Genomic DNA, 19041 nt, shown 5'->3' with positions numbered 1-19041 from the left:
ACGTTTTGCATAATGCAAAAATAAGGAAGGGGAATCGATGAGTGCCATCCAGGCAGCCAAGGACGGGAATCGCATGACCAGCACCACCTCGAGCCGCTCCACGCCTCCACGGACGTTCGCGGGTCTGCGCACCGCCTCCTGGGGCCTGATGGTGCTGGCCGTGGTGATCGGAGCCGGGGCCGGGGCGGGCTCGGTCGTCTTCCGCTGGTGCATCAAGACCTTCACACATGCCTTCTCCGGTCACGCGGACTACGCGGCCTCCCCGGGCGCGGACAATCCGCACGTGCCGTGGCTGGGCCCGTACTTCGTGCTCCTCGCCCCGGTGGTCGGCGGCCTGCTGTACGGCCCGCTGGTGAACCGGTTCGCCAAGGAGGCGCGCGGCCACGGCGTGCCCGAGGTGATGCTGGCCGTCGCCCAGCGCGGCGGGCGGATCAGCCCCAAGGTCGCCGTGGTCAAGACGCTCGCCTCCGCCCTGACCATCGGCTCCGGCGGCTCGGTGGGCCGCGAAGGTCCGATCGTGCAGATCGGCTCGGCGCTCGGCTCCACGCTCGGCCGTGTCACGAAGGTGACCGAGGGGCGGATGAAGCTCCTGGTCGCGTGCGGTGCGGCGGGCGGCATCGCGGCCACCTTCAACGCCCCGCTGGCCGGCGTGTTCTTCGCCATGGAACTGATCCTGGGCACCTTCAGCGCGGAGGCCTTCGGCGCCACCGTCCTTGCCAGCGTCACCGCGAGCATCATCGGCCGTGCCGCCTTCGGCGACACGGCCTTCCTCAACCTCCCCGACTTTCACGTCGACCACCTCGCCCAGTACGGCCTGTTCGCGGCGCTCGGCATCGGCGCCGCCGTGGTCGGGGTCGGATTCTCCCGGTTCCTGTACCTGATCGAGGACGCCTGCGACTGGCTCTGGCGCGGCCCGGAATGGCTGCGCCCCGCAGTCGGCGGCCTGGCGCTCGGCCTGGTACTGCTGGCCCTGCCGGAGATGTACGGCGTCGGCTACCCGGTGCTGCAGAAGGCGACCGAGGGCGGGTACGCGGTCGGCTTTCTGCTCATGCTGCTGGTGGGCAAGATGCTGGCGACCAGCCTGACCATCGGTATCGGCGGCTCGGGCGGGGTGTTCGCACCCAGCCTGTTCATCGGGGCGATGCTGGGCTCGGCATACGGCATCGGCGTCCACCACCTGCTGCCCCAGTCCGCCGGCGCGGTGGGTGCGTACGCGTTGGTCGGCATGGGCGCCGTCTTCGCCGGCGCGGCACGAGCACCGATCACCGCCGTCGTCATCCTCTTCGAGCTCACCGGCGAGTACTCGATCATCCTGCCCCTGATGCTGGCCATCGTGCTGGCCACCGCCACCAGCCGCCTGTTCTCGCGCGACACCATCTACACCCTCAAGCTCCGCCGCCGCGGCATCGACCTCGAAGGCCCCGTCCCCGGCGCCCCCATCGGCACCCAGCACGTCGCAGCCGTCATGGAACCGCTACCTTCACCACTGCCCGCGTCCACGACACTGGCGGACGCCGCCGACCTGCTGAGCCTGTCCGGCCACGGCGCACTCCCGGTCGTCGACGATGCCGGAAACTATGTCGGCGTCGTCACCGCCCAAGCGATGGCGGAGGCCCTGGCGGAACAGCCGGAAGGTGCGCCGACGCGCATCGGACAACTCGCCGAGCCACCCGCACCTGTCACAGCGGACCAGCCGCTCGCCCAGGCCCTGCACGCCCTGCTGTCGGCCGCGGGGACCGGCGTGCCGGTCCTCGACTCGGCACACGGCAAGCCGGTCGGCTGGCTCAGCCACCAGAGCGCACTGCGCGCCGTGCACACAGCCGCCTGACCGCCCCTCTGGGTCGGTTCAGCTCAGCCCGCGACATTTTGCACTGTGCAAGAATGGGTAAGGGGGGTCTGGAGGCCCGGATCGCTCCAAGGAGGTGGGCCATGCACACAGACCATGTCCGGCGCTCTTACTCGTTCGCATGCCTCGACTGCGGGCACGGCTGGGAGGACACGTACGACATCGACGTCACCGTCGACGAGCAGACGCGCATCACCGCGACCTACCACCTCGGCGGCAGGCGTGTGCCGTCGCCGTTGCAGTCACCTCGCTGCCCAGCCTGCGAGGGCGGCAAGATACGCATCATGCGGCCGGGGCGCGTCGCGACGGCACGCCTGCACGAGAGGTGACGCGATGAAACCGCACCATCCGCCTCCGGAATCGCTGGAGGCGCCGAGCCGGGCCGGTCTGGCCACGGCTGGGGCGAGCGCCCTGGCGATCGGGGCGGACATGGCACTGCGCGGCTACCGGCAGCGCATGCGGATCATGCCGCGACGCGGTCGGCGGCAGCATTCAACTCCTTGACCACCCGGGCCGCTTCCTCGACCTCCGCCGGGAGCGCGAAGGGGCGAGCGACTTCCGGCAGCACCGCGTCGTCCTCCTCAACGATCCCGGCCGCCTGCGTCAGGTCGGTGATCTCTGCCGTCATCGGCGCACCTTCACTCTCTGGCCCGCTTCGACTCCGAGCCCCACCATTCCTCACATCAACGGCGTGCCGCCGACATCCGGCAGGGTCAGACAGAGCAGGCCATCGATGGGCGTCGGACAGCAGGTGGTCGGCTTCCTCCCGGCCTGGCCGATCAACAGCTGGCTGGTCCGGGTCGCCTGCCGGAAGGACGGATGCGACCTCACCTGCCTGGGCTCCGACGACCGCCCAGAGGCGGGCATATTGCTGGAATCGGGGCATTTTGCATAATGCAAATGAGTGTGTCGCGCCCGGCCTCGAGGGCGCGCGGGGTAGTCGTCGGTACGTCCGCGCCCGATCCGCCCGCAGTGGAGGCACCCCCCGTGACCAAGCGTTCCGCACGTCTCACCACCCGCAAGACCCTGCTCGCCGCCGGCGCCGCCGTGGCGCTGGCCGCGCTCAACGCCCCGGCCGTGGCGGGCTTCGCCCGGCACGCCTACCACCGCTACGAGATCAACCAACTCGACTACAAGGCCCGGTACGGGCACTGGGCGCTCGCCGCGCTGCCGGAGACGTACCAGCTCAACTCCATCCACGCGATCCTGCTCCACACCGGCAAGGTCTTGCTGATCGCCGGAAGCGGCAACAACGTGACGCAGCTCGACGGGGGTGTCTTCAAGAGCACCCTGTGGGACCCGGCGTCGGACACCTTCAAGAAGATCGACACCCCGGCCGACCTGTTCTGCGGCGGGCACACCCAACTCCCCGACGGCAGGATCCTCATCGCCGGCGGCACCGCCCGCCACGAGGTCCTCAAAGGTGACGTGACACGCGCGGGCGGCGCGATGCTGGTCAGGAACGAGGACCCCGAACGCGGGCGCACCTTCCCCAAGGGCACGGTCTTCCGCTCCCCCGCCGGCGTCGGGTACCGCTCGCAGTTCGCGGTGCACGTGCCCGCCGCGAAGACGACGCCCACCGACCACGGTGGCAACGTCACGGTCACCGCGAGCGAGGCGCGTGCCTTCGTCGAGGCGGTCGAACAGGGCCCGCTCGGCATCACCAACACCACCGAGCAGTACGCCATCGACGGGCTGAAGGGCAAGGACGCCGACAACCTCTACGGCATTGCCAACAAGCTCGGCCTCGACAAGAAGGACTCCCAAGGCACCAAGGACGCCTACGAGTTCGACCCGGCGACCGAGAAGTACATCAAGGTCGGCTCGATGAGCGAGGCCCGCTGGCACCCGTCCCTGACCACGCTCTCCGACGGCCGCGTCCTGGCCGTCTCCGGGCTCGACGACACCGGACAGGTCGCCCCCGGCAAGAACGAGATCTACGACCCGAAGACGAAGACGTGGTCGAAGGCCCCGGCCCGCCACTTCCCCACTTACCCGTCCTTCTTCCTCACCGGCAGACAGAAGATCTTCTACACCGGCTCGAATGCCGGCTACGGGCCCGGCGACAAGGGCCGCACACCCGGCCTGTGGAATCTGGCGGACAACACCTTCACCCCGGTCCCCGGCCTCAAGGACCAGGACATCCTGGAAACGTCGTCCTCTGTCCTGCTGCCCCCCGCGCAGGACAAGAAGGTCATGGTGCTCGGTGGCGGAGGCGTCGGCGAGTCCCGCGCCGCCACCTCCCGCACGGCGATCGTCGACCTCGGCGCCGCGCACCCCGCCTTCACGCTCGGCCCACGCCTGCCGGAGAACACTCGCTACCTGAACAGCGTGATCATGCCAGACGACACCGTCTTCACCACCGGCGGCAGCAGCGGTTATCGCGGCCAGGACGCCAGCGACATCCTCAAGTCCCAGTTCTATGACCCCACCAAGAACACCTTCATCCCCGCCGCCGCCCCCACAGTCGGCCGTAACTACCACACCGAAGCCCTTCTGCTGCCCGACGGCCGGGTCGCCGTCTTCGGCTCCGACCCGCTCTTCTCCGACCAGGCCGACTCCCGCCCCGGCCACTTCGAGCAACGCGTCGAGGTCTTCTCCCCGCCGTATCTCTTCCACGGCAAACGACCCGACCTACAACAGGCCGACAGCACCGAGGTCGAACGCGGCGACGAGATCACCCTGCGTACCGAAGACGCCTCCCGCATCAGCCGGGTCCGGCTCCTGCACCCCGGATCGGCCACCCACGTCACCGACTTCGACCAGCGCTCCGTGGCCCTGGACATCGCTCGGCGCGCCCATGGCTCGCTCTCCGTGCGCGTGCCCGACGACTCCTCACTCGTGCCCGTCGGCTGGTACATGGCTGTCGCCACCGACCGCGAGGGCACTCCTTCCAAGGCCGTCTGGCTCCACGTGCACTGACGGCGACAGCGGCATCGGGCAAGCCACTTCGCCCTCGCTCGAGTGTGAACCCAAGCCATATGGCATCATGCAATCTTTACCTACGGCAAAGGTTTTCGTGTGAGGTTCGGCCGTACCCCCTGACGTCCACGCCATCCAAACCGGGAGGCATCATGCCCCTGTCGCGCAGCACGATCGGGACCGTCTTCGTCGGCGGAGCACTGAGCGTGACCCTCGCCGCCCTGGCCTACCCGAGCATGCTCGGCGTCCAGAACGCATCCACCAACCAGTCCCGCGTGATCGCCAACACCCGCTACGGCCCGCTCACCGAGGCCGACCGCAACTTCGTCGTCTTCGTGCGCGCCGCCGGTCTGTGGGAGCTCCCCTCGGGCGAGTTGGCCATGAAGAAGGGGACGACCACGGCCGTGCGTGAAGCCGGGCGGCACCTGGTCATCGGGCACGCCGCACTCGACGCCAGCTGCCGCAAGATCGCCCCCGAGCTGAACATCACCATCCCCAACCAGGCCACGCCGCAGCAGCAGGGTTTCCTGGCGACCCTGCAGTCGGACTCCGGCAAGCAGTTCGACACCGACCTGGCCAACATCCTGCGCGTCACCCACGGCTCGATCTTCAACACCATCGCCAAGATCCGCTCCACCACCACCAACACCCTCGTGCGCCAACTGGCCGACCAGGCCAACGACGTGGTCCTCGACCACATCGAGCAGATGGAGAAGACCGGGCTGGTCAACTTCAACCAGGTCAACAACCAGGAGACGAACCCACCGAAGCTCCCGTCCAACCAAGTCACACCACCCGTGCCGCAGCCGGGGGCACCCGTAGTCGTCCTCACACCCCCCGCCGGAGTGTCGGACAGCGGCATACCGACGGGCCCGAGCACGACCACACCCGCCCCGTCCCCCACGCCGACGACGGGCTGACCAGGCCCTTTCCCGCACGCCGCCGAGCCGCATGGAAATTTTGCTCAGCGCAATGATTGATTCACGCGTAGCTTCCGTACCTTCCGGCGTACCGTCCGCTCGCGCCGGGAGGCCGCATGCCCAGCTCCCGCAACACGATCGGAACCGTCTTCGTGGGCGGTGCGCTGACGCTGACCCTCGCGGGCCTCGCCTACCCGAGCATGCTCGGGATTCAGAACGCGGCGACGAACACGTCCCGCATCATCGCCAACACGCAGTGCGGGCCGCCGACCGAGGCCGACCGCGACTTCGTCATCAAGGTCCGCTCGGCCGGCCTGTGGGAGTACCTCCTCGGTGAACTGGCCATGAAGCGGGGCACGTCCGCGGAGAAGAAGGAGGCCGGCGAGCACCTGGTCGTCGGCCACGGGTGGGCTCGACGACTTGTGCCGCAAGATCGCCCCCGAGCTGAACATCACCCTGCCCATCCGGGCCACGCCGCAACAAGAGCAGTTCGTGGCGACCGTGGACTCCAAGAGCGGCACGGAGTTCGACTCGACCGCCGTCAACATCATGCGCGTCACCCACGGTCAGATCTTCCCGACCATCGCCAAGATCCGGGCCAGCACCCAGAACACCATGGTGCGTCAGCTCGCCGACCTCGCCAACGACACGGTCCTGGAGAAGACCGGCCTGGTCAACTACGACCAGGTCAACTTCCAGCAGACCACCCCGCCCAAGCTCCCCAAGGACCAGCTCACCCCGCCCGCGGCCCAGCCCGGAGCCCCCCTCGCCGCCCTCACTCCGCGCCCCGACCTCGACGTGAACACCAGCTCCCCGACATCCGCCCCAGCGCGACGGTCGGATGATCAACGGGGAGCGGGCGCGATGGCGGAGAGCCGGTAGGAGCGTACGACCGCGACCATGCACCCGGCGACCAGGGCAGCCGCCCAGCCGCCCAGATCACGCAGCGAGCCTGCCGGGGATGCTCCGGACTGCGCACCGCGCGGCGGCACCCGCCCTTTCGGGTCGTACACGACGGCGAGGGCGTCGCCGGGGCTGGTGGACTGCCCGCAGCCCCGCCAGATCCGGACCTTGAGGGGTACGCCGTCGTGGTCGGACACCGAGCACAGGTAACGTCCGCGCCCCGAGGCTGCCGCGCCCTCGACGGACGTCACCACCACGGACTCCACGTGTCCCCGCTCCGCCAGGACCACACCTGCCGCCGCCTGGGGTGTCTGGAGTGCCAGGCATACACCGAGCAGAGCGACGATGCCGACCAGCGCCCGTCCGGCCCGCACCACGCAGAGATAGAGGGCGAGCGCGGCGGCGCACACCAGGCCGGGCTCGCCGTCCGCCAGTTCAGAGTTCCCGTACCAGGCGCCCCAGACCGCCGTGCCGACGATGACCGTCGCTCCCAGCGTCCCGGCCAGCAGTCCCTCCCCGACCAGCCACCACGGGGGCAGGCCCACGAACTCCGCCGGCCCCCACACCGTGGACCGCAGATGCGCCATCAAGTGCGGCTCCGCCGTGGAACAGGGTCGGCGCGGTCGACGCATGCGCGTCTCCACCCCCTTCGTATCCGTCTACGGCCTCGCCTCCAGACGACGCGGGCCGTTGATCCGCGTTGTCCCGCCCGGACGGGCGCGGGCGGCCCGCGGTGGCGGACGCACCTTCACGATTCCCTTGCATTATGCAAAAGGATCCGGGGAAAGAGGAAGCGCGGCCCGGATACGCCGGTGTGGACGGCGTCAGGCCTCGCGCGTCATCGCGCGTCCACCGCCCAGCCCAGCGGGTACGGTTCCGGATCGTCCAGCGCAGGGGCGGGGGGTTCTCCCCCGGCCTCGTTGAAGGCGTTGAGGGCCTCGATGAGGGCCAGCCGTTGCGTCGGTCTGAGGCGTTCGACGATCGTGGCGATCTCGGCGCGGCGCCGGGCGGTGACGTCCTCGACGGTGCGCCTGCCTTCCTCGGTGAGCTGCAGCAGGGTCTCGCGGCGGTTGTCGGGGTTGGTCTGGCGGTCGGCGAGCCCGGCCGCGATGAGCCGGTCGACCATGCGCATCGCCGTCGAGGGCGCCACCTGGAGCAGTTCGGCCAGTGCCACCAGCTTGGTGGCACCGCGAGTGGACAGCACAACCAGCATCCGGAACTGCGGCAGCGTGACCCGCTCCTCGACCTCCGCGAGCGACCGGGCGGAGACCGCCACCAGCAGCCGCGAGGCGGTCAGTACCGCACGCGTGACGGCGTCACCGTCGTCCGTGGTCCCCGTGTTGGTCTCATGCTCCGGCATGCGTCCTTTCTACCTCGCCGAAGTCCCTGCTCGCTCACCTGGTCCGGACAGATTTTCCCTCCCCATGACCGTGGTAGCGCAAAAGGAGCATGGCGGCGGCGTCGTGGAGCGGCCCGGCGGCATGCTGGACCACGTCCTCGCGCAGGGCCTCGAGCGCCAGGTGCGCGTCGCCGTCCTCGAGAAGGTGCGCGCGCTCGGCGAGCGGATAGAAGCGGCCGCCGTGGTCGCGGGCCTCGGTGACACCGTCGGTGTACAGCAACAGCTGCTCCCCCGGCGCGAAGCCCACCCGATACGGCTTCGGGCCGCCGCCCCGTGCGCTCCCAGGCGCCCAGCGGGAGCGCATACGCGGACGGCTGCGGGAAGTCGGCGCTGCCATTGCCGCGTACCAGCATCGGGGCCGGGTGGCCGTAGTTGAGGAAGACGACGTCCTGGTCCGTGCCGATCTCCGCCAGGATCGCGGTGACGAACTTCTCACCCTCCAACTCCCGGGCCACGCTCCGCTCCAGGCGCTCACCGAGCACGACCAGATCCGGCTCGTCGTGAGCGGCCTCCCGGAAGGCGCCGAGTACCACGGCGGCGGTCTCCACCGCGGCCAGGCCCTTGCCCTGGACGTCCCCCACGATCACCCGGATCCCGTGCGGCGAGGCGACCACCTCGTACAGATCCCCGCCGATCCGCGCCTCGGCGACCGCCGAGGTGTAGGAAACAGCCGCCTGCAGCGGGCCGGCGGTCAGCGGCACCGGGCGCAGCAGCACCCGCTGCGCGACCTCCGCGATCGAGCGCACATTGGCCTGCTCCGCCTCCCGCCGGCCGCGCATCACGGCCGCCGCGACCCCCGCGCCGGTCACCCCCGCCACCGACCCGATGGCCCACGACTGGCAGCGGCGCGGCCGGGCCCACCGGAGCGATACGAGCGTGACGCCCCGGACGAGCCCCCGGGGCGCCGATACGCTCCCGCGTACTGCGGGGACTTCCCCGCCTCCCGCCCTCTCCCTCGCGCCGCTGCGCCCTTCATGCCGCGGGTCGGCGAAGGCGAGCCCTCCGGTGGCTGAGAATTCCAGCGCCAGCGATCATCGGCCGATGCCGTATTGCCACCCTCCGCCCAGCATGTGCCCACGCCCCGCTCCGCCCCTTCGCCGCCATCACAGACCGACGACGGACAGGACCAGAGTGCCTGCGAGACAGGCGCGCCCGGAGAGGCCCATCATCGACGGTTGGCACTCCGCAAAGGACGTCAAAAGAAGTTCACCGAGAAACGAGAACGGCTGGTGATCTGATTTTGCACTGTGCAAGTATTGCATCCGGGGGGCCGCGCCGACGGCCGACTGCCACTCGGCGCCCAGGAGTGACACCGGCATGGTTACGGACGGTATGCCGACCGTCGGCGGGCCCCCTCCTCCACACCCCCATGACTGACCGGCAATGGCCACCACCGCTCCACCTGCGACGGGGTAGCACCGGGCTGGATCGACCTGCAGAACGAAAGCCTCGCAGGACCATGCAGGTACGCATCGCCAAGGGGAGAATGGGTGCGTACACACCTCGCCTCGGCCCGTCCTCGACAGAACTTCACGCCGGATGAGAGTCCGCTCTGGCAATGTCCCCCAGTGGCCTGCCGATCATCCCCACCACAAGGATCCGCCGAGGATCCTTCGATCCCGGTGAAAGGCTCCTGCGCGCCCAGATGGAAGCCGCCCCATCCGCAGCCGGTCCTGGCGCGCCCGGATCACCCCGAACCCACCGGATCGGCAAGGCACTGGACGCGGCACTGAACGTATGTTTAATATACTGAACATGCGTTCAACCCCGGACGACCGGACCACCCGCGCCGTCATCCGCGACGAGGCCCTACGACTCTTCGCCGAGCAGGGCCCGGAGAAGGTGACAGTGCGGCAGATCGCCGCAGCGGCGGGGGTGTCGGCCGGGCTCGTGGTGCACCACTTCGGCTCAAAGGACGGCCTGCGCGGCGAGGTCGATCAATACGTGCTGGCCGTGTTCGAAGCGATGGTGGACGAGGTGACCAACGAGGGTGGAGCGGAGTTGCTCGATCCGGGGACCGGGCCGGGCTCCCTGAGCGAGGCCTTCGCCCGGCACCTTCCCCCCGACTCACCCCTGCCCGGCTACCTGCGGCGGCTCCTGCTGTCCGACACGGACGCCGGACGACAGCTGTTCCGGAGGCTGTTCGACCTCAGCCACGCCGCGCTGGACGGTCTGACGGCAGCCGGGCTGGCCGTACCGGGCCGCGATCCGGCGGTGCGCGCCGCATTCCTGCTCGCCAACGACTTGGCCGTATTCCTGCTGCGCGACCACCTCGCTGAAGTCTTGGGCACCGACCCGCTGTCGGCCGACGGCATAGCCCGCTGGGCACCGGAGATGCTGAGCATCTACGCGAGCGGGCTGAACGCATCACCCCAAGGAGACACGCCTCACCAGGCATAGAAAGGACACCGCGTATGCCGACCGGACCCACACGCCTACCGCCACCCGTGCTGCAGGCCCGCGACATCCACAAGTCCTACGGCAAGCACCCCGTCCTGCGCGGCGCCGACCTCACCGTCGCCCCCGGGCAGCTCGTCGCCGTCGTCGGCGAGAACGGCGCCGGAAAGTCCACCCTGCTCAAGACACTGGCCGGCACCCTCCCCGTGGATCGCGGCGAGGTGACACTGTCCGGGACCCTCGGTTACTGCCCGCAGGACCCGGTCCTCAACGCAAGCCTCACCGTCGATCAGCATTTGCGCCATTTCGCCGCTGCCCACCGGCTGACCGACCTCAACCGCGGCCACGAGCTCGTGGGCCGCCTGGGCTACGAGCGCTACCGGAAGACCGTCGCCGGTGAACTCTCCGGCGGCACCCGGCAGAAGCTCAACCTCACGCTGGCCCTGCTGCACGACCCGGACGTGCTGCTCCTCGACGAGCCCTACCAGGGCTTCGACTGGGAGACCTATCTGCGCTTCTGGGAATTGGTCGCCGACCTGCGCGGCCGCAACAAGGCCGTCGTAATCATCACCCACCTCGTCTTCGAGCAGGACCGCTTCGACCAGCTGGCAGACCTCACCGACGGCCGGCTCACCCCGCGCACGGCATCCCGGGAGGACCATCATGTCAGCGCCTGAGACACCAGGACCGCGGCCGTTGTACGGGCAGTTCCCCACGGCCCTGCGCTTCTCGGTACGCGACCAGACCCGCAACCGGCTCGCCGGACTGCTGCTCGTGGTCTTCGTGCCCGTCTGGTACCTGGTGATGGACGCGCTGGCCTCGGGCGAGGTGCTGGACTTCAAGCTGTACGCGACCGGCGACATACTGCACGTCGACGGCGGCCGGCTCACCCTGATCTCGGCCGGACTCAACTCCGTCACGATGATCGCCGGGTTCGTCGTGTTCGACGCTGTCCGCAAGGCGCTCGCCTTCGACCGGCGGCTTGTCTTCGCCGGATACCGGCAGGCCACGCTGATCGGAGCGAAGACCCTCGCCGTCGCTGTGGTCGCGACCGCGATCGCCCTCTACACCGCGCTCGCCATCCTGTTCTTCTGGCGCCCGACGGCCGACGGCTGGCTCGCGGTGTTCGCCGGCTTCACGGTCATCGCCCTCACCTATGGCGCCCTCGGCCTGCTCCTCGGTGTGCTGGTCAAGCGGGACCTGGAAGGCTTCTTCCTGATCATCATGGGCGGGCTGATGGACACCTTCCTGCAGAATCCGCTGGGCAACCCCCTCGCCAACAAGCCTGTCCTGGAATGGTTCCCGTCCTTCGGCCCCATGCAGTTCGCGGTCGGCGGCTCCTTCGGCCACACGGCCCTGTGGGGCCACCTCGCCCTCGGCCTCGCCTGGGCCACCGCGTTCACCGCGATCGGACTGGTCATCTTCCGGGTCCGGACCCGCAACCGAGCCGCCCGATCGGGGATTACTCCCGGCGCGGTAGCGCCCAACTCCCCTCGGAGTAGGCTCGATGCACGGCTCCGGGACGACGCCGCAGCGCGGGACACGTAGCGACCATGGAACCATGATTCTCATCGAACTCCTCACACCGCCAGGCGTACTGGACGCCGCGCAACGCGAGCGACTGGCCCACCGGATGATCGAACTGCTCATGGCATCCCACCGCCCCGACGACTCCCACACCCCCGAAGTCATCGGCTCCGCACAGGCATTGACGCAGGTCCTCGCTACCTGATCCGGGTCACGGCTCCGGCGGCCTGGCGCAAGGACAACTGCGTAAGGGCCACACGCCGCCAGGCACGGGCAGGCCAACCCGCGAGATGGACGCACAAGGGACCACACTGCGGAAACGCCACCGCCGTCTCCCGGGCCATCACCGCGAAGAAGACCCGCCTTCGGCGCGTTTTCCGCGTGGTACTCCAGCGGTGCCCGGGATGACGTTCAAACAACCCTGCCGGCATAGCAGGCGGTCTGATCGGCAGACAGCCGTCTCCGTCTTGGAGCCAAGGAGTCTCAGCTACGACGAGGGAGCCCGCTCTGCATGACCTCGCTCACGGCGCGACCGCAAGACGCCGGGGTGACCATTTGCGGGCCCCGATACGTGCCCTCGTCAAGGGCCTTGGCCTGTCCCGCATACTCGACATCCGAAACGGGGCGGGGCACGGCAATGCGTGACCCGCCAGTCAGGCCACGGAGGCAGCGAGCAGCCGTTCCAGCAGGTGAGAGGCCGTGATCACGCCGAGCAGCCGGACACCTGGAGCCTCCTTGTTCCCGACCGCCACCAACGGGCTGCGGAGCCGCGCCATCTGCGCCGCCACCTCCGGAGCCGTATCGTCCGGCGCGGCGATCGCGGGTGGCGGCGTGTCCTTCGACAGGCAGTCGCGAACCGTCCGCCCGGCCGGCGCCTCGCACAGCCGGTCGGCGTGGCGCTCGTCGACCACCGCCGCGAGCGTCGGATCCTCCACGACGTACATCGGCACCAGGACCTTGACCATCTGGGATGTGGGGAGAATCGCCTTCGGCATACCCGCCTCGTCGACCACCAGCAGGGCGGACAGCCACTGCTGGGCCATCAGTCGCGGCGGCGCGCTCGCGTCAGCGTCGAGGCTCACCGTCTCGTACTCCACTGCCAAGTCACGCGCACGCACGTCCGACTCCTGTCTCGCTCCTGATTCACCGGCGGTCTCGCCGACGTGGGCGCACGCCGCCGGGACGGCTCCTCGTCGAACGAGACAACCGGCCGGTCCGGCCGCCTGCGACACGAAAAGGGGCCTGAACATCCGGCCAACTGAGCGACAGCGGCCGACCGCGGCCAAAGGCAACGCAGTTCGCCTGAGCCTGGCATCGAACTCCCGGGCCCCAGCGTGCGACCGGCAGCTCGGGACGTTCACGCTGCGCACCGTCCTCTTCCGATTCCCGTCACGACCAGTACGTCGAATCCGAGGCCAAGCCTCACGGACCGTGGCACGATGCAAACATGGCTCGGCCCAGCCCTCCGGCAGGAGGTACCGGTCCGGGACTGGAGTGCCGGGAAGCCTGGTCGGCAAGGAGCTTCGCCCTGCGCCGAAAGGAGCCGACCGTGACCGGCATCAAGATCGCCCTACAACGGGCGATGCGACTCGAGGGAGCAATCGGCGCCGCAGTCGTCGACTTCGTCAGCCGCATGCCACTCGGCACCGCCGGCGACCCGCACGGCCTCGACCTGGATCTGGCGGCGCACGGCGACACCGACGTCGTGCGCGCCAAACTCGCCACTCTTCACCTGATCGGCTACACACCGGAGCGCGTCGAAGACATCCTGATCACCCTGGACACCGAGTATCACCTCATCCGACTGCTCACCCGCCGGCCCCACGAGGGCCTCTTCTTCTACCTGGTCCTGGAGCGCGGCCGCGCGGACCTGGACACCGTACGCAAGGAACTTCACCAGATCGAAGACCTGCTGTGATGGCCGAGCACCGCCCCGACCGAGACGAACATCCGACCGGGGGTGACCCGACTGAGGAAGACGCAGGGCGCCCGGGAGGTGATCGTCCCCGGTGTACACCGGGGACGTCGGATCGCCGGGCCACGCGTCTGCCCGGCAGGCGTTTGTCTGGGCAGCCGCCGCTGGCCAGGGTCGCAGGTTCGGCCCAGGAGACACGCTTTCTTCCTCGCGAGCAACCGTGCGCGAGCTCGTCAGGGCACTCGGACCCACAGCGCCTGGGACGGTGTGCCCTGGTCGTCAGTCACGAGGAACATGTGCCAACCGGCCGGGACCAGGTTGCAGTTGTTCGGGACGGTCACCTGGATGCCCTTGCCGTCTTTCGTCTTCTTCAACGCCAGGGCGATGGAACGCCGTTCGACATCGGTGACGTGGGTGGTGGAGCTGGGATGGATCAGCCGCCCCGTCTTGATGACCGAGGCGTACTTGATGGTAAAGGTCGCGGTCTGGCCGAGCTTGATCCTGCTCGGGCCGCCGGTCAACGAGGGGCGCGAGTAACGGTGGAGGTATGGCGGCGTGTAGATCTCCAAGCGATGCTCGAACACGCCGGGCTTGGTCTTGACCCGGTCGGCGAAGAGCGAGTCGCCGCCGAATGTGATGACCCGGCCGTCGGGCAGCAGGATGGAACCGGAGTCGTACTTGCGGCCCACCTCGGGGTCGACGACCCGGCGCATCCTGCCGGTCTTGGCGTCGTAGATGCGGGCCGGGAGGATGTTCTCGGTGAACGGGCCCCAGCAGTCCCGAGAGCCGCCCGTGATCAGCACCGTGCCGTCGGGCAGGATCGACAACTCCGGGTAACGGGTACCCTTCTCCAGCTGCGGACCATCCGTGAAGCGGCGCGCGCCTTCGCCTTCAGGTCGACGACCCGAGTCTTCTTCGACGGCTTCCTCGACTCGCCAATGCCGCCGCCCCCGTCCACTATGAACTTCTTCGTCCTGGGCCGGCGGTCAGCACGATCATGCTGACCGCCCTGACACTGATCGTCCGCATGCCGGAGCGACTCGAGTACATCCTGATCACCCTTGCCGGCGAGCACGGGCCGTTAAGCAACCGGCGGCTGCAGCGCGCTCGTCACAGACGGCGAAGGCCTGGTCCTGGGCCCGAACGGCCAGGGGCGCGGCCGAGCGCAGTCACCGGATCACCGCCGCTGTGCCTGGCACGTCGACCAGCTGACCCGACTGCCGGCCGCGGCATGGGGGCGCGGCAAGTCTCCGCTGAGTCCACTCAACATCACTCCGGCGTGGGCCCTTTGACAAATTTGCCACTCCCGCCGCCCCGCCGAGCGCTTTAGGCTATGCAAAGATTGCACAGTCGAAGCATTCCCCGGAATCCCGCTACCGGTTGGGACACAGGCCGCACACCCGCGAAAGCCAGGAAGGCGACAATGACGCAGGACGAGAGCACTTCTAATCTCCCTCAACCACCCACTGGATGGCGACGGTTAGCGTTTCGCCTTCCCATCCGCCTGTACCGCGCCGGTCTGGGACCACTGCTCGGTAAACGTTTCCTCCTGTTGCACCACACCGGTCGTAAGTCCGGCCGAGAGCGCCAAGCGGTCATCGAAGTGGTGTCCTACGACCAGCACGCCGGCACCTGGACTGTCGCATCAGGCTTCGGGCCCAAGTCCGACTGGTATCAGAATTTGCGCCATCGACCGCAGGCCGCCATCCAGTTCGGCAGGCGACGCTTCACCGTGACCACTCACTTCCTGTCACCCGAAGAAGGCGCTGACATCATGGCCGACTACGCCCGTCGACACCCGCGAGCCGCCCGCCGCCTGTGCTCACTAATGGGCTTTCCCGTGGACGGCAGCGAAGCCGACTTCCGCAAGGTCGGGGAGGCCACTCCGTTTGCCCGGCTCGAGGACACGACCCGAACCCCATCGCCGTGAACAAACACACCCACCGACGTGAGGGGTCAAACGCAGGTCCAATGCCTGTTCAGACCGTCCGACGGCCCCCGATCGAGGCCCGACCTCACTCTCACGATCATCACCTACCTCTTCTTCGAGCAGAACCGCTTCGAACCCCTTGCCGCCCGCCGAGGGTCGGGTGCACGCCGTTCTCCGTCGGCGGCGCCTTCGGGGGCCAGTCCCGGTGGGGCATCTCGGTCTGATTTGAGCTACCGGCTTTGCCTCGGTGGGATCGGTCACCTTCCACCTCAGGGCCACCACCACCCGCTGCCACGTGCGCTGAAGCGCGGGCATCGTCCCTAGCGGAAGACCGAATCCCGATCGCGGACCATCGCGGTCAGCGTCTCCTGGATGGTGTCCCGGACCTCGTCCGAGAGCTTGTGGACGAACATCGGGTCCTCCAGCGTCTCCGTTGAGTAGTGGTCGGTCCGTACCGGCTCGCCGAACCGGATCGTCCACTTGGTCGGCAGGGGGACGGCGCCCAACGGGCCGAGCAGAGGAAATGTAGGAGTGACAGGGAAATACGGCAGGCCGAGGCGCCGGGCCAGGGGGCCGGCGTCGGCGACCATGGGATAGATCTCCTCGGCACCAACAATGGAGCAGGGCACCAAGGGACTCCCGGTCCGCAGAGCCACGGCCGCGAAGCCGCCCCGTCCGAAGCGGCGCAGCCGGTACCTCTCGGCGAACGGCTTGCCGAGCCCCTTGTATCCCTCGGGCATCACGCCGACCAGTTCACCGCGTTCCAAGAGCCGCTGTGCGCTGTCCATGCACGCGACCGTGTGGCCGGCCTTGCGGGCCAGTGTCCGCAGCACCGGCACTTGGAAGACCAGGTCGGCGGCCAGCAGCCGGAGTGCCCTGCGCGCGGGGTGATGTTCGCGCAGGGCCACCTGCAGCATGAGCGCGTCCAGCGGCAGGGTCCCGGAGTGGTTGGCGACAATCAAGGCGCCGCCCTCGCCCGGTACGTTGTCGAGACCTTCCACGTCGACGCGGAAGTACTTCTCGTAGAGCTGCCGAAGAGGCGCCAGGAGGACGTCGTCGGTGAGTTGGGGGTCAAAGCCGAAGTCGTCGACACTCTGCTCGTCGGTGAGACAGCGGTCGAGGACGTCGCGTCCCCGGGCCAGGGCGAGCATTCCCTGGGCGACCGCGTCCATGAGCAGGTCCCGCGGGCTCACCCGGTCCTGCGAGGATTGAGCATCTCTTTCGCCTGCCTCGTCCATGCGCCTCTCCTCCCGTTGCCGATGAGCGTGTCCCAGAAGCGGCGAGCGTGTTCCACCGTGCGCCCAAAGGCGGCCTCCGCGGTGCGGTCCGCCGTCTCCGGGAACCGCACCGCGGACACGCTCAGTACACGAACGGCACCAGCTTGGCCGTCTTCCGGGAGTACTCCTCGAAGGCGTCGCCGTATCGTTCGGCCAGGTACTTGTCGAGCATGGGGATATTCAGGAAGGCGAACATGCACGCCATGATCGCCGGGATGACGAACGCCCACGGGCTGCCCGTCACCAGCGCGAAGCCCGTGAAGAGCACGACGTCACCGAAGTAGTTGATGTGCATGGAGTACTTGAACAGGCCTTCCGTGTAGAGCTTGCCCTTGTGCTCCGGCACCTGCTTCCACAGCTTGCGCTGGTACTCCGAGCCGGTGTTGAGGTACGAGCCTACGAGGTAGAGCAGAACGCCGAGCCAGGTGAACACTCCCACCGAGGCGGCGTTGGTACCGCCCACGTAGGCCATCGTGCCGTGGATGATGACGACCCAGACGCCCACGGTCGCCGCCTCGGACCACTCCATGCTGCGTTTGAGCATGACGAAGGTCGTGGCGATGAACCGGAGCAGATAGATCGCCGAAAGAGCAACGAGGAGACCACGGCGGAGCAGCGCGGCATGATCCAGGTCAGTGCCGAACCAGTCGGCCACGGTGTCCGTGCCGCCGAAGAGGAACCAGGCGGCTGCCGCCACGGCCGCGATGTTGCACGTGGTCACCAGTGCTTTCGGGCCGATCGACGTGTCGTACCCGCCGTACATCTCTCACGCTCGCTTTCCGGTGCAGGTGGGGGGGTGGGGGTCGGGAACGGTGGGCTGTAGGGCCGTCAGGACTGCGCCTTGGCCAGGCTGCCTGACCGACTCCTCGACTCGGCGGTGCGCTTTCCGCGGGCGCCGTTCGTCCGCTTGGCGCCGTCGCCGCCTGCCGTGGCCTGGCTGCCATCGGGCTCGCCCACTTGGGCATCCGCGTGCGCCGCGGCTTCCGCCTTGAGGCGGTCCCGCATCTGCAGGTACTTGGCGTCCATCTCGTCGAGCGCGATGAACTTGTTCACGCCACGTTCGCTGACGCGGGGTTCCTGCCGGAGCATGATGCCCACGTCCTGCGGGTCCTGGACGAGCCGCTCCATGAGCAGCGAGGCTCGTAGCACCCAGGGCCGCAACTGCTTGATCGGCATCATGGCTCGCAGCTTCGGGTACTCGTACAGCCGCATGATCGCCAGCGTGTTCTCGTCGTCGATGGGGGTGAGCCAGGTGGTGATTTCCAGGAGCCCGGTCTTGACGTGCGTCAGTCCAGGAGCCTGGTAGATGAGGTTGAAGTGGGAGCTGTTCTGCGGGTCGGCCTCGTCACACTGGTCGAAGGTGGAGCGGATGGTGGTCCCCTCGACCTCGACCTTCTGGTTCACGATCTTGTTGGCGGCGAGGTAGCGGTCACGGCCGTCCGTCCAGAGGTTGCGCGCGGTGCCGTACATGAAGGTGTAGTCGATGTTGTTCGTCCAGTGATCCCTGTGCACGAAGGTCACGTGGTAGAACTCGAGAAGGCTTTCGATGTAGCGCGTGTAGTGGATGGGCCGGGTCCACGAGATGGTCTCGTAGGGCCTGGGATTGCCGGCGAGCTCGGTCGGCAGCTCGATCGCCGGCAATTCCTCCCGCTGGTCTCCCCACCACATCCAGACCAGGCCGTGCTCCTCCCGCACCGGGTACTTCCGCAGCTTGAGCGATGCCGGGATGCGCGCGTCGGAGCCCAGGGCGGGCACCACCTTGCAGGTGCCCTCGGAGTCGAAGCGGAAGCCGTGGTAGGGGCACTCGACGGTGTTGCCCTTGAGCCGGCCGTCGGCGATGTTGGCGCCTTTGTGGGGGCAGCGCGCCGTCTGGCACACCAGGTTGCCGTCGAGGTCGCGCCACAGGACGAGTTCCTCGCCCATGCGGCGCACCCCGGTGGGCTTGTCGCGCTTGATGTCACCCGTCTGCAGGATCGGGTACCACTGGTTGGGGATCATCCGGCTG

17 protein-coding genes and 3 pseudogenes are annotated in these 19041 nt (G+C 68.5%); 11 read left to right on the top strand and 9 right to left on the bottom strand.

The features are described from left to right. Positions 1–148 precede the first annotated feature (148 nt). Positions 149–1828, top strand: coding sequence for a chloride channel protein (locus tag OG390_RS44070; RefSeq protein ID WP_406178230.1), 1680 nt, complete (start codon positions 149–151; stop codon positions 1826–1828). 101 nt (positions 1829–1929) lie between these two features. After that, positions 1930–2175: a hypothetical protein gene (locus OG390_RS44065; RefSeq protein WP_406175853.1), complete on the top strand. Its 246-nt coding sequence runs from the start codon at positions 1930–1932 to the stop codon at positions 2173–2175. Between the two features lie 134 nt (positions 2176–2309). Here OG390_RS44065 and OG390_RS44060 read toward each other — a convergent pair whose 3' ends face one another. After that, positions 2310–2474, bottom strand: coding sequence for a hypothetical protein (locus tag OG390_RS44060; RefSeq protein ID WP_406175852.1), 165 nt, complete (start codon positions 2472–2474; stop codon positions 2310–2312). 359 nt (positions 2475–2833) lie between these two features. On the opposite strand from OG390_RS44060, the gene OG390_RS44055 reads away from it, so the two are divergent. From OG390_RS44055 to OG390_RS44045, 3 genes and pseudogenes are all read left to right on the top strand, one after another. Then, positions 2834–4768 (top strand): galactose oxidase-like domain-containing protein, encoded by a 1935-nt coding sequence (locus OG390_RS44055; protein ID WP_406175851.1) that lies wholly within the window; start codon positions 2834–2836, stop codon positions 4766–4768. Positions 4769–4920: 152 nt separating this feature from the next. Further along, positions 4921–5688, top strand: coding sequence for a DUF4142 domain-containing protein (locus OG390_RS44050; protein ID WP_406175849.1), 768 nt, complete (start codon positions 4921–4923; stop codon positions 5686–5688). Positions 5689–5804: 116 nt separating this feature from the next. Then, positions 5805–6570: pseudogene (locus OG390_RS44045) on the top strand (DUF4142 domain-containing protein). Here OG390_RS44045 and OG390_RS44040 read toward each other — a convergent pair. From OG390_RS44040 to OG390_RS44030, 3 genes and pseudogenes are all read right to left on the bottom strand, one after another. Further along, positions 6534–7178, bottom strand: a complete 645-nt coding sequence (locus OG390_RS44040) for a hypothetical protein (protein ID WP_406175847.1) — start codon at positions 7176–7178, stop codon at positions 6534–6536. The pseudogene OG390_RS44045 and the gene OG390_RS44040 sit on opposite strands and share 37 nt — an antisense overlap. Positions 7179–7429: 251 nt before the next feature. Further along, positions 7430–7951, bottom strand: coding sequence for a MarR family winged helix-turn-helix transcriptional regulator (locus tag OG390_RS44035; RefSeq protein ID WP_406175845.1), 522 nt, complete (start codon positions 7949–7951; stop codon positions 7430–7432). A 34-nt stretch (positions 7952–7985) separates the two neighbouring features. Continuing rightward, positions 7986–8820 (bottom strand): annotated as a pseudogene (locus OG390_RS44030) (PP2C family protein-serine/threonine phosphatase); the annotation flags it as partial. Between the two features lie 925 nt (positions 8821–9745). On the opposite strand from OG390_RS44030, the gene OG390_RS44025 reads away from it, so the two are divergent. Genes OG390_RS44025 through OG390_RS44010 form a run of 4 tightly spaced genes read left to right on the top strand, consistent with a single transcriptional unit; the run spans position 9746 to position 12119 of the window. Next, a complete protein-coding gene (locus OG390_RS44025; protein ID WP_406175843.1) occupies positions 9746–10390 on the top strand; it encodes a TetR/AcrR family transcriptional regulator in 645 nt (214 codons plus the stop codon). A gap of 14 nt (positions 10391–10404) precedes the next feature. Then, positions 10405–11064 (top strand): ABC transporter ATP-binding protein, encoded by a 660-nt coding sequence (locus OG390_RS44020; RefSeq protein WP_406175842.1) that lies wholly within the window; start codon positions 10405–10407, stop codon positions 11062–11064. Then, entirely contained in the window at positions 11051–11935 is an 885-nt protein-coding gene (locus OG390_RS44015) for a hypothetical protein (protein WP_406175840.1), read from the top strand. The genes OG390_RS44020 and OG390_RS44015 overlap by 14 nt, the downstream gene beginning before the upstream one ends. A 13-nt stretch (positions 11936–11948) precedes the next feature. Next, positions 11949–12119 (top strand): hypothetical protein, encoded by a 171-nt coding sequence (locus tag OG390_RS44010; RefSeq protein WP_406175839.1) that lies wholly within the window; start codon positions 11949–11951, stop codon positions 12117–12119. A gap of 448 nt (positions 12120–12567) precedes the next feature. Here OG390_RS44010 and OG390_RS44005 read toward each other — a convergent pair whose 3' ends face one another. Next, positions 12568–13032, bottom strand: coding sequence for a CBS domain-containing protein (locus OG390_RS44005; RefSeq protein WP_406175837.1), 465 nt, complete (start codon positions 13030–13032; stop codon positions 12568–12570). A gap of 431 nt (positions 13033–13463) precedes the next feature. Here OG390_RS44005 and OG390_RS44000 point away from each other — a divergent pair, with 431 nt between their 5' ends. Next, positions 13464–13832, top strand: coding sequence for a hypothetical protein (locus OG390_RS44000; protein WP_406175835.1), 369 nt, complete (start codon positions 13464–13466; stop codon positions 13830–13832). 230 nt (positions 13833–14062) lie between these two features. Here the strand turns inward: OG390_RS44000 and OG390_RS43995 are convergent. Next, a pseudogene (locus OG390_RS43995) lies at positions 14063–14815 on the bottom strand (galactose oxidase early set domain-containing protein); the annotation flags it as partial. Between the two features lie 437 nt (positions 14816–15252). Here OG390_RS43995 and OG390_RS43990 point away from each other — a divergent pair. Beyond that, positions 15253–15759, top strand: coding sequence for a nitroreductase family deazaflavin-dependent oxidoreductase (locus OG390_RS43990; protein WP_406175834.1), 507 nt, complete (start codon positions 15253–15255; stop codon positions 15757–15759). 320 nt (positions 15760–16079) lie between these two features. Here the strand turns inward: OG390_RS43990 and OG390_RS43985 are convergent, their stop codons facing one another. The 3 genes from OG390_RS43985 to OG390_RS43975 all read right to left on the bottom strand — a co-directional run bounded on the left by OG390_RS43985 (position 16080) and on the right by OG390_RS43975 (position 19034). Next, positions 16080–16931: a lysophospholipid acyltransferase family protein gene (locus OG390_RS43985; RefSeq protein WP_406178228.1), complete on the bottom strand. Its 852-nt coding sequence runs from the start codon at positions 16929–16931 to the stop codon at positions 16080–16082. Positions 16932–17118: 187 nt separating this feature from the next. Further along, positions 17119–17799 (bottom strand): DUF1295 domain-containing protein, encoded by a 681-nt coding sequence (locus OG390_RS43980; protein ID WP_406175832.1) that lies wholly within the window; start codon positions 17797–17799, stop codon positions 17119–17121. Between the two features lie 65 nt (positions 17800–17864). Beyond that, positions 17865–19034 carry a Rieske 2Fe-2S domain-containing protein gene (locus OG390_RS43975; protein WP_406175831.1) on the bottom strand — a complete coding sequence of 390 codons (1170 nt, stop codon included), beginning with the start codon at positions 19032–19034 and terminating at the stop codon, positions 17865–17867. Positions 19035–19041: the final 7 nt, after the last annotated feature.

The sequence above is a fragment of the Streptomyces sp. NBC_00996 genome (assembly GCF_045162675.1).
In the GTDB taxonomy this organism is placed as follows: Bacteria; Actinomycetota; Actinomycetes; order Streptomycetales; family Streptomycetaceae; genus Streptomyces.
The sequence above is the reverse complement of the archived record's forward strand: the minus strand, read 5'-3'. Positions and strand labels throughout refer to the sequence as shown.

Bases quoted from the DNA above. Each gene is read 5' to 3' on its own strand.
- OG390_RS44070 (WP_406178230.1), top strand. From the start codon at position 149: ATGGTGCTGGCCGTGGTGATCGGAGCCGGGGCCGGGGCGGGCTCGGTC.
- OG390_RS44065 (WP_406175853.1), top strand. From the start codon at position 1,930: ATGCACACAGACCATGTCCGGCGCTCTTACTCGTTCGCATGCCTCGAC.
- OG390_RS44060 (WP_406175852.1), bottom strand. From the start codon at position 2,474: ATGACGGCAGAGATCACCGACCTGACGCAGGCGGCCGGGATCGTTGAG.
- OG390_RS44050 (WP_406175849.1), top strand. From the start codon at position 4,921: ATGCCCCTGTCGCGCAGCACGATCGGGACCGTCTTCGTCGGCGGAGCA.
- OG390_RS44040 (WP_406175847.1), bottom strand. From the start codon at position 7,178: ATGGCGCATCTGCGGTCCACGGTGTGGGGGCCGGCGGAGTTCGTGGGC.
- OG390_RS44035 (WP_406175845.1), bottom strand. From the start codon at position 7,951: ATGCCGGAGCATGAGACCAACACGGGGACCACGGACGACGGTGACGCC.
- OG390_RS44025 (WP_406175843.1), top strand. From the start codon at position 9,746: ATGCGTTCAACCCCGGACGACCGGACCACCCGCGCCGTCATCCGCGAC.
- OG390_RS44020 (WP_406175842.1), top strand. From the start codon at position 10,405: ATGCCGACCGGACCCACACGCCTACCGCCACCCGTGCTGCAGGCCCGC.
- OG390_RS44015 (WP_406175840.1), top strand. From the start codon at position 11,051: ATGTCAGCGCCTGAGACACCAGGACCGCGGCCGTTGTACGGGCAGTTC.
- OG390_RS44010 (WP_406175839.1), top strand. From the start codon at position 11,949: ATGATTCTCATCGAACTCCTCACACCGCCAGGCGTACTGGACGCCGCG.
- OG390_RS43990 (WP_406175834.1), top strand. From the start codon at position 15,253: ATGACGCAGGACGAGAGCACTTCTAATCTCCCTCAACCACCCACTGGA.
- OG390_RS43985 (WP_406178228.1), bottom strand. From the start codon at position 16,931: ATGGACGCGGTCGCCCAGGGAATGCTCGCCCTGGCCCGGGGACGCGAC.
- OG390_RS43980 (WP_406175832.1), bottom strand. From the start codon at position 17,799: ATGTACGGCGGGTACGACACGTCGATCGGCCCGAAAGCACTGGTGACC.
- OG390_RS43975 (WP_406175831.1), bottom strand. From the start codon at position 19,034: ATGATCCCCAACCAGTGGTACCCGATCCTGCAGACGGGTGACATCAAG.